This is a genomic window from Streptomyces rectiviolaceus (assembly GCF_039533825.1).
Lineage (GTDB): Bacteria > Actinomycetota > Actinomycetes > Streptomycetales > Streptomycetaceae > Streptomyces > Streptomyces rectiviolaceus.
The window spans coordinates 1-15,090 of record NZ_BAAAUG010000117.1 but is presented as its reverse complement, the minus strand read 5'-3'; the positions used below and the strand labels follow the sequence as shown (position 1 = coordinate 15,090).

Below are 15,090 nucleotides of genomic sequence, written 5' to 3'. Positions count from 1 at the left end.
AGGCGGGCGGCAAGGGATTCGATCGTGGGGTGCTGGAAAAGTTCGACCATGGTCAGCTCGTGGCCGAGCGCCGCGGCAAGCCCGGTCCGGAACTCGGCCATGAGCAGGGAGTGCCCGCCGAGGTCGAAGAAGTTGTCGCGCAGCCCTACGCGCTCGACGCCCAGCAGACCGCGCCACATGCCGGCGAGCGTCTGCTCCAGGCCGTCCTTGGGGGCGACGAACCGGGTCTTGAGGTCGGGGCGGCCGGTCTGCGGCGCGGGCAGGGCCTTGCGGTCCGTCTTGCCGCTGGGGGTCAGCGGCAGGGCGTCGAGCACGGTGAAGGAGGCCGGGACCATGTACTCCGGCAGCTGCTCGCGCAGATGGGCGGCGAGATCCCCGGCCTCGGGCCTGTCGGCGCGCGCGGGGGTGACATAGGCGGCCAGGCGGACGTCACCGGGGGAGTGCTCGTGGGCGACCACGACCGCTTCGCGCACGGTGGCGTGCCGCGTCAGCACGGCCTCGATCTCACCCAGTTCGAGACGCTGGCCGCGGAGCTTGACCTGGTGGTCGAGACGGCCGAGGAACTCCAGCGCGCCGTCCGTGCGGTGCCGGGCCAGATCGCCGGTGCGGTAGATACGGGCCCCGGGGACGAACGGGTCGTCCGTGAAGCGCTCGGCGGTCAGTTCCGGGCGGTCCAGGTAGCCGCGGGCCAGCCCCCGGCCGCCGATGCACAGTTCACCGGCGACTCCGGCCGGAACAGGCCGGTCGTGGCGGTCGAGTACGTACATGCGGATGTTGGCGATGGGGTGGCCGATGGGCACCGGGCGGGGGTCGTCCTGCGGCCGGCAGTGCCAGGCAGTGACGTCGATCGCGGCCTCGGTCGGTCCGTACAGATTGTGCAGCTCGGCCGTGTGCAGGCCGAGGAAGCGGTCGTGGAGGTCGCGGGACAGCTCCTCGCCACTGCAGAACACGCGCCGCAGACCCGCCGAGCGCCCGGGCGGCTCGGACAGGAAGAGCTGCAGCATGGACGGCACGAAGTGGATCGTGGTGATCCGCTCTGTGGCGATCGTGTCGGCGAGGTAGGCGCTGTCACGGTGCCCGTCGGGCCGGGCCATCACGAGGGCGGCACCGGTCATCAGGGGCCAGAAGAACTCCCACACCGACACGTCGAAGGAGAACGGCGTCTTCTGCAGCACCCGGTCGGAGGCGTCCAGGCCGTAGGCGTCCTGCATCCACAGCAGCCGGTTGCGCAGGGCGGCGTGCACATTCATCACGCCCTTGGGCCGGCCCGTCGACCCGGAGGTGAAGATGACGTACGCCAGGTCCTCGCCGTCCACGGCCGCGTCCGGATTCTCCGGGGACTGCGCGGCCAGCTCGGTGGCGAGATCCTCCATCCGCAGCACGGGGCAGTCGAGTCCGGGCAGCCGGCCGGCCGAGCCGCCGTGGGTGAGCACCACGGGGGGCCGGGCGTCCTCGACGATGGCGGCCAGCCGGGCGGGCGGCAGCCCGGTGTCGAGGGGGACGTACGCCCCGCCGGCCTTGAGGACGGCCAGCAGGGCGACCACGAGCTGGAGGGAGCGTTCCATGGCCACGCCGACGAGGACGTCCCGGCCCACGCCGCGTCCGCGCAGCAGGTGAGCGAGGCGGTTGGCCCGCTCGTTCAGCTCGGCGTAGGTCAGCGAGGTCCCCGCGTACCGGACGGCTTCGGCGTCAGGGGTGCGGCGCGCCTGCTCCTCGATGCATTCGTGCACCAGGCCCTCGGGCCACTGCCGGTCGGTGGCATTGAGCTCGCCGACGAGGCGGTGGCGTTCCGCTGCGTCGAGGAGGTCCAGGTCGCCGATGGGGGCGTCGGGGCGGGCGACGATCTGCTCGACCAGGCGACGGAAGTGACCGGCGAGGCGTACGACGGTTTCCTCGTCGAAGAGGTCGCGGTCGTACTCGAACCAGCCGGTGACACCCCCGTCCGTGTCGAACGCCTGCAGTTCCAGATCGAAGCGGGCACCTTCGCTCCGGACCGGCAGCCGGGTGAGGCGGGCGCCGGCCATGGCGAGCGTCGGCACTGGTTCCCGGCCGTAGCTGAAGCTGACCTGGTACACCGGGGGACGGCTGAGGTCACGGGCGGTGTTGAGGTCGGCGACGATCAGCTCGAAGGGAATGTCCTGATGGGCATACGCGCCGAGGCAGGCGTCGCGGACGCGGGTGAGGACCGCTTCGAAGCCGGGGCCGCCGGACAGGTCCGCTCTGATGGGAAGGGTGTTGACGAAGTAGCCGATGAGCGGTTCGACCTCGGCGTGCCCGCGCAGCGCGGTGGGCACCCCGACGACGATGTCGTCCTGGCCGGTGTAGCGGTGCAGCAGAATCTTGAAGACGGTGAGCAGCGCCATGTACGGCGTCGCGCCGTGCCGCCCGGCCAGCGCGGCCAGTTCACGGATCAGGGCGGGCGGTAGATCGACGGGGACGGAGCCGCCGTTGAAGCCCTGCACGGCCGGGCGGGGGCGGTCGGTGGGCAGGTCGAGCACGGCCGGAGCGCCGGCGAGGTGCTCGCGCCAGTAGGACAGCCCCTGCTGCCAGCCGTCACCGCCGATCTGCTGGCACTGCCAGGAGGCAAAGTCCCCGTACTGGATGGCGAGTTCGCCCAGCGGCGATGGCCGGCCCGCGGCGAACGCCTCGTACAGCTCGGACAGTTCGTTCAGGAAGACCGCGATGGACCAGCGGTCCGAGACGAGGTGATGCATCGCGACGACGAGCGCCGACCGGTCGGGACCGGTGCGCAGCAGGCGCACCCGCAGCAGGGGGCCGGTCTCGATGTCGAAGGGCTCGGCGAGGGCATCGTCGATCCACTTCTGGCGGTCGGCGTCGGTGTACTGCGTGCCACTGAGATCGGTCTCCGGGACATCGGTGGCGAGGTGGTGGTGGACGACCTGGACCGGCGCACCGTCACGCGACCGGAAGGTGGTGCGCAGGGCCTCGTGCCGGCGAACGATCTCGGCGACGGCGCCGCGCAGCAGGCCGGTGTCGAGGGGGCCTTCGACGCGCACCGCGCCGGGCACGATGTAGCCGGGGTTGCGGGGCCGGAGCTGTTCGAGGAACCACGTGCCGCGCTGCAGGACAGCCAGCGGGAAGGTGACCTCGGCCGAGTGTTCGGCGAGCAGGGCGTCGAACCGGGCCCGCTCTTCAGGAGTGAGGGCGGCGAGGCGCCCGGCGAGGTCGTCGGTCACGAGTGCTTCTCCTGGCCGGACACGGAAGCGGAGGCGGTCAGTTCGTCGAGAAGCGCCGTGGCGGCATCGACGGCCCGGGGCATGCGCTGGATCGCAGCGGGTGCCCCGGGGCCGTCGTGCCCTGTGCTCGTCAAGCCGCTGCCACCTGTCACGGCAAGCTCCTTGACGATGCTCCTGGCGACGCTTGCGATGGTCGCGTCGCCCAGGAAGTCGGTGATCTGCAGGGTCAGGCCGAGCCTGCTCTGGATCTCGTTGCGCAGTTCGACGGCCATGAGGGAGTCCAGGCCGAACGCGGTCAGCGGATCGTCCACACCGACGTCGGTGGAGGCCGAGCCCAGGACGTCCTTGACGCTGAGCACGAACTGGGCGCAGAGGGTGTCCAGACGCTCGGTCTCCCCCAGCGCCAGCAGCTCGGCGGCCGTGGAGATACGACTCGCGCGGCGCCGGCCGCGCGAGGAGCGGCGGCCGGACCGGGAGCGGCGGTCGCCGGAGCCGTTCACGGCCGGTGCGCCGTCCGTGTCCTCGGCGTCCCCGGCGTCCCCGGCGTCCCCGGCAGGCGCCGTCGCGGTGCCGTCCCACGGGCGCGGGGGCTGCCAGCAGTGGACCGGATCGAACGGGTACGTGGGCACGGCCACGTTGGCGCGGGTGTAGTCGCGGTCGAAGCCGGCCCAGTCGATGGGGGTGCCGGCCGCGTACAGCTCGGCCACCGTGCCCAGCAGGACCTCCCAGTCGTCCTGCTTCGGCCGCAGGCTGGGCAGCAGCAGGTCGTCGTGGCCCGGCGGCAGGGCGTCGCTGATGACGCCCAACAGGGTGGGGGCGGGGCCGACTTCCACGAAGGTGCGGTATCCCATGGACCGCAGGGTGCGCACGCCGTCGGTGAACCGGACGGTTCCGCGGACGTGCCGGCACCAGTAGTCGGGATCCGGTGCCTTGTCCCAGGGCCACAGCTCGCCGGTGACGTTGGAGATCAGGGGAATGCGCGGGGCGGTGAAAGTGATCTGCTGGGCGGCGCGGCGCAGCGGCTCGAGGACGGGGTCCATCAGGGGGGAATGTCCGGCCGATGCGATGTGCAGCCGCTTGGCCTTGACGCCGCGGGCACTGAACGCGGCACACACGGCCTCGACGAGGTCACGGTCACCGGAGACCGCGATGTTCGCGGGGCCGTTGACCGCGGCGATGGCGATCCGTCCCGGATGCGCGGCGAGCTCGGCGGCGACCTCCTCCTCGGATGCGAAGATCGCGGCCATGGTCCCGGGCAGCGAGAACTCCTGGATGAGGCGGGCGCGTTCCACCGCGAAGGCCAGCCCGTCCCGCAGGGACATGGCCCCCGCCACACAGGCCGCGACCACCTCGCCGAAGCTGTGGCCGAGTACGGCCGCGGGCGTGACGCCCCAGGAGCGCCACAGCTCGGCCATGGCGTACTCGACGACGAACGTGGCGGGCTGAGCGTAGGCGGTGTCGTTGATCCGCTGGTCGTCGAGGTCGTCGGTGTCGTCGGTGTCGTCGATGGCGTCGGGAAACAGGACGGACAGCAGCGGCCGGTCGAGCAGCGGGCGCAGGATCTCGGCACATTCGTCGACCGCCCGCCGGAACGTGGGCTGCGTGTCGTACAGCTTGCGGGCCATTCCAGGGCGCTGGGCTCCCTGGCCCGTGAAGACGAACACGACCTCGGGGTTGTCCGCGTCGCCCTGCACCAGGCCCGGCGCGCTCTCGCCGCGGGTGAAGGCGGCGAGCCGGTCGGCGACCTCCTGGCGGCTGGTGCCGACGGCGGCAAGACGGTGACGGAAGTGGGAGCGGCCGGTGCCCGCCGCGTGGCACACGTCCGCCAGTGAGGTGTCGTCCTCGGCGAGGCGTTCGGCGTAGCGGCCGACGAGCGCGGTGAGCGCGCTCTCGCTGCGGGCGGACAGCGCAAGGACCGAGGCGGGCCTGCGGTCGTCCTCGGCGGGCGGCGCCGACGGTACCGGCGCCTGCTCCAGGATCAGGTGAACGTTGGTGCCGCTCAGCCCGAAGCTGCTCACCGCGGCCGTCCGGCGGCCTTCGGTGTCCGGCCACGGGGTCAGGGCGGTGGGCACCTGGAAGGTCGTACCGTCGAAGGAGATGTTGGAGTTCAGCCGGTCGAAATGCAGGTTCGGGGGGATCTCGCCGCGGTCCAGGCACACCGCGGCCTTGATGAGACCGGCGATACCGGCGGCCGCTTCCAGGTGACCGATGTTGGTCTTGACGGCGCCGAGGTAGACCGGAGACCCGTGGTCGCGGCCGTACACATCGGCGAGAGCATCGGCCTCGATGGGGTCTCCGAGGCGGGTTCCGGTGCCGTGGGTCTCTATGTAGCCGACCTGATCGGCCGTCACCCCCGCGGCATCCAGGGCGCGTTGGAACACATCGCGCTGCGCGGCGCCGTTCGGTGCGGTGATGCCCGCGCTCCGGCCGTCCTGGTTGACCGCGCCGCCGCGCACGACCGCGAGGACGCGGTCCTTGTCGCGCAGGGCGTCGGACAGCCGCTTGAGCACGACCACGCCGCAGCCCTCGCCGCGTACATAGCCGTCGGCGCTGTCGGAGAAGGTCCTGGCGCGGCCCTGCCGGGAGACCGAGCCGAACTGCGACTGAGAGATCATCAGCATCGGCGAGAGCACCACGTTGACGCCGCCGGCCAGGGCCGTGTCGCATTCGCCGAGGCGCAGGCTCTGGCACGCCTGGTGGACGGCCAGGAGCGAGGCGGAGCAGGCCGAGTCGACAGCGAGGTTCGGGCCGCGCAGGTCGAGGAGGTAGGCGATACGGGCCGGTATGAAGGACATCGCCGCGCCGGAACTGGTGTAGGCGCTGATGTCGTCGGGGTGGCGCAGCCGGGCGGTGATGTAGTCCCAGGAGGCCGCGCCCAGGAACACACCGGTGCGGCTGCCCGCCAGCTCTGACGGCGCGTGACCCGCGTTCTCCAGGGCTTCCCAGCACACCTGCAGGCTCAGCCGCTGGGCCGGGTCCATCGCCACGGCCTCGCGCTGGGAGATACCGAAGAAGTCGTGGTCGAAGTGCTCGAGGTCGTCCAGGAACGCGCCGGAGCGGGTGTAGATCTTCCCCGGCTTCCCGGCTTCCTCGTCGTAGAACGCCTCGTGGTCCCACCGCCCGGCGGGTATCTCACCCACGGCGTCGGTGCCCTCCGCCAGCATCCGCCAGTAGGAGGCGGTGTCGGTGACGCCGCCGGGGAGGCGGCAGCCGGTGCCCACGATGGCGATGGGCTCGGAACGTGTCCGCTCGTACTCCGCGACCTGACTCTGGAGGCGCTCCATCGTCAGGTAGGCGCGCTTGAGCGTCTCGGCCGCTGTCAGGTCCGGTCCCGGAGTCATCGCTGAGCCCCCTCGTCGATCTGTGTGGTCTTGGCCATCAGGAGTGCTTCGAGTTCCGCGGCGGACATCGCGTCGAGGTCCACGGATTCGTTCGCGGCGGTCCCGCCGGCGATCCCGCCGGCGCTCGCGGTGGCCGAGGGATCCGGTACGGGTCCTGCCGGAACGGCGGGAGGGTCTGCCCGGTCCTCGCCCGGAGCCTGGCCGGACTCGAGCTCGATGCCCATCCGGTCGGCCAGGTACGGCACCAGGGCGTCGATGGTCGGGAAGCGCCAGGTGACGGTGGAGGGCAGTTGGACGCGCAGCGACGACTCCAGGGACTTGCGCAGCTCCAGGGAGAGCAGCGAATCGAAGCCCATACCGGTGATGGGGGCGCTGGAGTCGATCCTGGCGGGGTCCGCTCCGATGAGGCGGGCGGCGACGGCCCTGGCGTGCTCGGTCAGTACGGCCCTGCGGCGGCGGCCGGGTTCGACCGCGAGCATCAGGCGGCGTATCTCGTCCTGCGGTCCCGCTGCGCCGTCCGTGTCCTGGCCCTGGCCCCCGTCGTCGTCGAGGAGGGTGCGCAGCAGGCCGCCGCCGTGATGGCCGCGCACCTTCTCGCGGTCCAGCGGCAGGACGCACACCTGGGCGGCGGAGCCGGTCAGTATCCGGTCGAGGGCGGCGATGCCCTGGTCGGGGCTGATGCTCTCGATGCCGCGGGCGGCCAGGGACCCACCCCGGTCCGGGCGGGCCGCGAGGCCGATCTGTGACCAGGGGCCCCAGTTGATGCTCAGCGCGGGCAGGCCGAGCGAGCGCCGGTGGTGGGCCAGCGTGTCGACGAAGGCGCTCGCCGCCGCGTAGTTGCCCTGGCTGGCCGAGCCGAGAACGGCGGCGGCCGAGGAGTACAGGACGAAGAAGTCGAGGTCCCGGCCCAGGGTGGCCTGGTGCAGATGCCAGGCAGCGGCCGACTTCGGGCCCGCGACGGACCGGAACCGCTCCGGGTCGAGGCCGGTGAGCAGGCCGTCGTCGAGCGTGCCCGCGGCGTGCACGACACCGGCCAGTGGCGGAAGGGATTCGTCCAGGCGGGCCAGCAGGTCCTCCACCGCACCGCGTTCGGACACATCGGCGGCGGCGACGACGACCTCGGCCCGGGTACGCAGTTCGGCGAGGACGTGCTCTGCGTGCGGGCCCGGGGCGCCGCGACCGACCAGGACCACATGGCGGGCGCCCTGGCCCACGAGGTAGCGAGCCGTCTCCAGACCGAGCGCGCCGAGACCGCCGGTGATCAGATAGGTGCCGAAGGGGCGTACCGGCGCGGCGCCCACCGCGGTCGTCACCGATTCGTCGGCCGCCGGCACCAGCACGAGCTTCCCGGTGTGGCGGGCCTTGGCCATCGCGGTGAAGGCCACGGGGGCGTCGGCGAAGGGGTGCGTGGTGATGGGCAGGGCCGTGAACTCCCCGCGGTCGAAGCCCTCGACGACGTCGGCGAACAAGTCCGCGACCCGCTCCGGCTCCTCGCGGATGGTGTGCTCGAGGTCGACGGCGAGGAAGGCCCGATTGCCCTTGAAGAACTCCAGGCCGATGTGGCTGTTGTCGTAGATGTCGCGCTTGCCGATCTCCACGAAGCGCCCACCGGGTGCGACCAGATCCAGGGAGCGGACCAGTGTCTCGCCGGACGAGGAGTTGAGGACCACGTCGACCCCGCGGCCGTCGGTGAGCGCCCTGATCTCGTCGGCGAAGTCGAGGGTGCGCGAGTCCATGACGTGCTCGACACCGAGACCGCGCAGCAGATCGCGCTTGGCCGCAGTGCCGGCGGTGGCGAACACCCGGGCACCGCGACGGCGGGCGACCTGGAGCGCGGCGAGCCCGACACCTCCGGTCGCGGAATGGATGAGGACGCTCTCGCCCTTGCCCAGCCGCGCCAGCCGTTCCAGGCCGTGAACGGCGGTGAGGAACGCGATGGGTACGGCGGCGGCCTGCTCCTCGTCGAGGGCCGAGGGAGCGGGGGCCACCAGCCGCGCGTCGAGCGTGATGAAGGCCGCCATGCTGCCGGGGCCGGCAGCGATGACCCGGTCGCCGACCTGCCGCTCGGTGACGCCCTCGCCGACAGCGATGACCCGGCCGGCGCATTCGGCACCGAGCGGTACGACCCCTTCGGCACCCGGGTAGGAGTCGAGGGCCTTGAGCACATCACTGAAGTTCAGTCCCGAGGCGGCGACTTGGACCTCGACCTGGCCAGGACCCGGCGGGGTGCGGTGCCACCAGGTGGGGCTGAGACTGGTGAGACTGCCGGGACGGGCGGCCAGCAGATGGTGGTTCCCGTCGCGTGCGGCGTCGAAGTTCCAGGCCGGGCGGGGACCCTGGGCCGGATCGTCAGTGGGCGCCCAGGGCTGCAGGGCGGGCGTCAGACGGGCAGCGCCCCGCAGCGCGACCTGGTCGTCGTCGCCGGAGCCCAGTACCTCGGCGAGCAGCAGCGCGCCTTCCTCCGCGGGCCTGGCAGGGTCCAGGTCGACGACGGAGCTCCGCAGTTCGGTGTGCTCGAGGCCGATTACCCGGGACAGACCCCACAACGGTGCCTGCCCGACGTTCAGTTCGTCCCCGTCCGCGGCGTGCTGGGCGCCCCGGGTGAGCAGCACGAGGCGGGGCGCGGGGTCCTGGCCGGCCAGCGTGAGTTCCTGCACGAGGCGGAGCACCGGCAGGACGGCGTCGCCGTCCGCGCTCGCCGGCGGCTGACCGTCGCCGTCCTCGGGAAGGCCGATGTCGAGGGACCAGCCGTGCACGATCCCGTCCGGGCCGGTGCCCGATGCGGCGAGATCGGCCAGCAGCGCGGCGATGTCCTCTCGACTGCCGGGATCGATCTCGTAGTGGTCCGTGTCGACCTTGCGGTAGGCCGGGCCGGTGGCGACGGTCCGGCAGGTGGCGCCGTGCTCGCGCAGCGCGTCGGCGAGGCCTGCGGTGGTGCGGCCCTGGTCGACGAAGAGCAGCCAGCTGCCCGGCGGTTGCTGGCCCGCGGGGGAGGGCGCGGGCGCGGGGCGCCAGACGAGATCGAGCAGGGCCTCGTCGCGCGGGTCCGCGGCCTCGGTACGGTCCAGACGCTGCAGGGTGATGTCGGTGATCTCGCCGACGGAGGCACCCTCGGCGTCGTACAGGACGACGCGAGCACCGGTGATGGTGTCGGCGCCGGGCTGCGGCGCGGTGACGGCGGCATGCGCCCAGCGGGGGGCGACCTGGTCGCCGACGAGGGTGAAGCCTCCGACGGCCACCGGCACGTACGTCGCCTCCAGAGGCTGGTCCTGTGCGTCGAGGGCGGCGCTGAGGACCTGCAGGGCGCTGTCGAGCACGACCGGGTGCACGGGGTGTTTGCCGCGGTCGGTGGTCAGGGCGCTCTGCTCACGCAGCCGGGCCACGGCCTCGGCCCGGCCCTGCCACAGCTCCTCGATGCCCTGGAAGGCGGGCCCGTACGCCAGCCCGGCGTGGCGCAGGGTGGAGTAGTGCTCGTCGGCCGGGGCCGGCGTGGCGCAGCGCGTACGGACGGCGGCGAGAGGTTCGGCCGTGCCGGCGGGAGCGGTTCGGCGCACGCCCGCCCGTGCGGCCTCGGCCCATTCCTCCTCGGCACCGGAACGGGTGAACAGGCGCACCGTCCCGGTGTCGGCGGTCGCGGGCAGCAGGGCGAGCTGCAGCGTGGAGTCGTCGGCCTGCTCGGGCACCACGGAGAGCCGGGTGAAGGCGACGTCGTGCAGGACGGCGCCGTCGTCGAGGTGGGCGCGGGCAGCGGCGAGCGCCGCGTCCAGCATCAGGGCGGCGGGCAGCACGGGGCTGCCACCGACTTGATGGCCCGTCAAGTAAGGGAACCCGGCGAGGTCCACCGGCGCCGACCAGTGGACGGCGTGCGGCGAAAGCGCCGAAACGGTGCGCTCGCGCAGGGCCGGATGGCCACGGTGCGCGGACCGGCGTGCCGGACGCAGCTCGTGCCGGGTGCGGGTGCGCTGCCAGGGGTAGGTGGGCAGATCGGGCATCGGCCCGGCGGGACCGTGCACCCGCGTCCAGTCGATCTGGTGGCCGGCGGTGTACAGACGACCGAGTTCCGCGAGCACGGTGGCACGGCCCGGCTGATCCCGGCGCAGGGACGATACGGCGACACCGTCGTCGTACGAGGCGAGGCGCTCGGTGACGGCGTCGGTGAGCATCGGGTGCGGTGACACTTCGACGAAGAGGTTGTGGCCGGCGTCGGCGAGCGCGGTGACGGCGGTGTCGAACAGAACAGGACGGGTGAGGTTGGAGGCCCAGTACTCGGCGTCGAGCCGGTCACCGGGGACGAACTCCCCGGTGCCGGTGGAGATCATCGGGATGGCGGTGGGCCGCGGCCGCAAGGGGGCGAGGACCCGCCACAGTTCGGAGGCGACGGGCTCCATCAGGGGGCAGTGGGAGGCGAACTCCACGGACTCGAGGACCTTGCAGTAGAGATCGTCGTCGGCCAGGGACTTGGCGAACTTCTCCAGGGCGTCGTTCTCGCCGGAGAAGACGGTGGAGCCGGGACTGTTGGAGGCGGCGATCCACACCGGACCCGGCGTGCGCTCGGCAAGCAGGGTGCGGGCCTCGTCCAGGGAGACGCCCGCGACAGCCATCCGGCCCTTGCCGGTGGCGGCGTGCAGAGCGGTGCCGCGGTGGAGGGCGATCAGGAGGGCGTCCTCCAGGGAGATCGCACCTGCCACATGGGCGGCGGCGATCTCACCCACGCTGTGCCCGACGACGGCGCCGGGCTCGATGCCCCAGGAGCGCCACAGAGCGGCGAGCGCGACCTGGACGGCGACGAGAGCGGGCTGGCCGACCGCGGTGTCGAGCAGCCGGGAGCGCGCCGGGTCGGCCGCGAGCTGGTCAAGCAGCGACCAGTCGGTGTGGCGTCGCAGCAGCGTGTCCGCCCGCTCGAGTACGGCCTTGAAGGCCTGCTCCGCCGCGAGGTCACCGGTGAGGAGCTCGGCGGCGAGCGGCCACCAGCGGGGTCCCTGTCCGGAGAAGACGAACACCGGCTTCGACTGCTGTCCTGCCCGGCGCACCCCGGTACTGAGTCCGGTGACGCTCTCCCCGCGGCCGAACGCGGCGAGCGCGGTGCGCAGTTCGGGGGCATCGGTGCCCACGCAGGCCAGCCGGTGCTCGTGGTGGGTGCGGCGGACAGCGGCAGCGGCCGTGAAGGCACGTGCGGGCGTCGCGTCGGTGAGCTTGTCCGCGTAGCGGGCGGCGAGATCACGCAGGGCCTGCTCGTCCCGGGCGGAGACGGTCAGCAGCGCGGCGCCCTCGGACGCGGAGTGGGCGGGGGCGGCGGCCGGCGGCGGTTCCTCCACCACCAGGTGGGCGTTGGTGCCGCCGAAACCGAAGGAGCTGACACCGGCCAGCGCCGGGCCGGCCGCGGCCGGCCACGGCTGAAGCGTGTCGGCGACGCGGACCGGGAGATCATCGAAGGGAATGTGCGGGTTGGGCGCGCGGTAGTGCAGCGTGGGCGGCACCATGCGGTGGCGGACCATGAGGGCGGTCTTGATCAGCCCTCCGATCCCCGCGGCGGCCTCCATGTGGCCGAGGTTGGACTTCACCGAGCCGATCAGGCAGGGCCGGTCCGCGGCACGACCGTCGCCGAGAACACCTCCGAGTGCCTTGGCCTCGATGGGGTCGCCGAGGATGGTGCCGGTGCCGTGCGCCTCCACGTAGGCGATGTCCGCGGCGCGTACCCCGGCCCTGGCATGGGCGGCACGCACCACCGCGTCCTGGGCCTTCGGGTTGGGCGCCATCAGCCCGTTGCTCGCTCCGTCCTGGTTGACGGCGCCGCCGCGGATCACGGCGTGTACCGGGTCGCCGTCGGCCAGGGCCCGGCTGAGCGGCTTGAGTATCACCACGCCGGCGCCCTCGGAACGCACGTAGCCATCGGCACTCGCGTCGAACGGCTTGCACCGGCCGTCGGCGGACATGACCCCCGCCTTGCTGAAGTTGATGGCGAACGCGGGGGAGAGCACCAGGTTGACACCGCCGGCGACGGCCAGGTCGCAGTCTCCCCGGCTCAGGCTCGTGCACGCCTGGAGCACGGCCACCAGCGAGGAGGAGCAGGCGGAGTCGACAGCCATGCTCGGACCGCGCAGATCCAGCAGGTACGAGAGCCGGTTCGCGGCGATGCTCAGCGCGCTGCCGGTTCCGGTGTAGGCGTCGATGGCGTCGAGGTCGTTCAACTGGCCGGTGGCGTAGTCGAACGTGGAGATGCCGATGAACACCCCGGTCTGAGTGCCGGACAGGGAAGCGGTGGGCACGCCCGCGTTCTCCAGGGCCTCGAAGGAGACCTCCGCGAGCAGTCGCTGCTGCGGGTCCATGCGGGCGGCTTCCTGCTGCGAGATGCCGAAGAAGCCCGAGTCGAACCGGTCGACGTCGACGAAACCGCCCCAGCGGCTGGTGGTACGGCCGGGGGCCGCCGGATCGGCGTCGGTGAACTCCTCGGTGCTCCACCGGTCGGCGGGCACCTCGGTGACCGCGTCGCGGCCCTCGGTCAACAGCTGCCAGAAGCTGTCGGGGCCCTGAACACCGCCGGGGAAGCGGCAGCCGATCCCGATGATGGCGACCGGCTCGTCCGCGCCGGGCCCGGCTGGCCCGGCAGGCCCGGCAGGCACGGTGGCGGGCACCGGGGCCGTGAGGGTGGTGGCGGGCTCGGCCACCGAGGGCGCCGGGGAGCCGGCGGCCGACCCTGCCAGGTGGGCGGCGAGCTTGGCGGCGGTGGGGTGCTCCCAGACGATGCCGGGCTGCAGCGGAACCCCGAGGCGTTGTTCCAGGTCGCCCACCATGGCGACCAGTTCGACCGAACGCAGTCCGTGGTCGGCGAAGGGCACGTCCGGATCGATGGCGGCGACCTGTCGTCCGGTCGCGGCGGCCAGCGACTCGCGCAGCCACCGTTCGATCTCGGTGGCGCCCGGCGCGGGACGCTCCGGTGTGTCCTTGCCCGCGCCCGATGCCTCCTCGGGCGCCCGTCCCGTCTGCGCCTCATCCGCGCGCCACAGCGCGAGCGGTTCCGCGGCGCCCGAAAGGAGTGCGTCGAGGCAGGCGGCGCGCTGCAGCTTGCCGCTGGAGGTCTTGGGAACCGTACCGGTCCGGGTCAGTGCGACGATGTACGGCTGCAGGCCGTGCTCGCGGGCGACTTCGGTGCGTATCGCCTTGATGACCCGTGCGCGGTCCTCGGGCGAGCGGCTGCCGCGGTACTCCTGAACGACGATGAGCCGTTCCTCGCCGTCGATCTCGCGCGCGCCGGCCACACCGCAGCCGTCCCGCAGGCCCGGATCGACGCTCTCCACGGTGCGTTCGATGTCCTGGGGGTAGTGGTTGCGGCCCGCGACGATGACGACGTCCTTGATGCGGCCGGTGACGTAGAGCTGGTCACCGTCGGCGAAACCGAGGTCGCCGGTGCGCAGGAACGGCCCCTCGCCGGTGTCGAGATGGGCGCGGAAGGTCTCCTCGGTGGCCTCGGGGCGGCGCCAGTAGCCGTGCGCGACGCTCGGTCCCGCGACCCACAGCTCGCCGACCCTGCCGTCGGGCAGCGCGGCATGAGTCTGCGGGTCCACGACGGCGACCTTCTGGTCCTGGAGTGAGATGCCGCAGCTGGGCAGGTTGCGCGCCGGTTCGCCCGGTCCCGCGTTCTCGGCTCCGCCGGCGAGGAGGGCCTCGGGGCGCAGGTCGCGGTGGATGGGCTCGGCGGCCGGGTCCCCGGTGGACACCACCAGGGTCGCCTCGGCCAGACCGTAGGAGGGGGCGTGCGTGGCGGGCCGGTAGCCGCACTCGGCGAACGTGCGGGAGAAGCGGTCCATGGTCTGCTTGCGCACCGGCTCCGCCCCGTTGAGGGCGACGCGCCAGGTGCTCAGATCCAGCGTCTGCCGGTCCTGCTCGGTGACCTTGGCCACCGCGAGGTCGTAGGCGAAGTTCGGCGCGGGGCTCGCGGTGGCCCGGTAGTCGGAGATGGCCCGCAGCCAGCGCAGCGGCCGCTTCAGGAACGAGTACGGGGACATGAAGGTGACCGGGTATCCGCCGTACGCGGGGGTGAGCAGGCCCATGATCAGGCCGAGGTCGTGGAAGGGCGGCAGCCAGCTCACCATGTGCTGGTCGGGGTCGTTCCCGAAGAACTGCCGGTTCATCTCCGAGATGTTGTGCATCAGGTTGCCGTGGCTGACCATCACGCCCTTGGGGCTGCTGGTGGAGCCGGACGTGTACTGCAGGAACGCCAGGTCGTCGCGTTTCGTGCCGGGGTCGCGCCAGCCGTCGGCGGCCGCGGTGTCCATCTCGTCGACAGCGAGCCACACGATGTTCCGCAGCGCCGGAGCGTGTTCGGCGAAGCGGTCGACCAGGGCGATGGTCGCAGCGGGGGCGAGGACCACTGCCGGCTCCGCGTCCTCCACGACGGCGGTCAGCCGCGGCAGGGTGCGCATCGGGAACGCCGGGTCCGGCGGGTACACGGGCACGGCAACGACGTCGGCATAGAGGCAGGCGAAGAACGAGGTGACGTAGTCGAGTCCGGCCGGGCACATGATCAGCGCCCGCTCCCCGGCGGGGAAGCGTTC

Annotated in this window: 3 protein-coding genes; all 3 read right to left on the bottom strand. The window is 72.5% G+C overall.

The features are described from left to right. Positions 1-3,197, bottom strand: a 3,197-nt coding sequence (locus ABD378_RS29300) for a non-ribosomal peptide synthetase (RefSeq protein ID WP_344525573.1), incomplete at its 3' end; no start/stop codon positions are given. Then, the gene (locus tag ABD378_RS29295; protein WP_344525558.1) at positions 3,194-6,538 is read right to left on the bottom strand and encodes a type I polyketide synthase; all 3,345 of its coding nucleotides are present in this window, start codon (positions 6,536-6,538) and stop codon (positions 3,194-3,196) included. The genes ABD378_RS29295 and ABD378_RS29300, both read right to left, overlap by 4 nt. Next, positions 6,535-15,063 carry an SDR family NAD(P)-dependent oxidoreductase gene (locus tag ABD378_RS29290; protein WP_344525571.1) on the bottom strand — a complete coding sequence of 2,843 codons (8,529 nt, stop codon included), beginning with the start codon at positions 15,061-15,063 and terminating at the stop codon, positions 6,535-6,537. The genes ABD378_RS29295 and ABD378_RS29290 overlap by 4 nt, the downstream gene beginning before the upstream one ends. Positions 15,064-15,090: the final 27 nt, after the last annotated feature.

Excerpts from the sequence above, each read along its gene's own strand:
- ABD378_RS29295 (WP_344525558.1), bottom strand. The coding sequence starts at position 6,538 with ATGACTCCGGGACCGGACCTGACAGCGGCCGAGACGCTCAAGCGCGCC.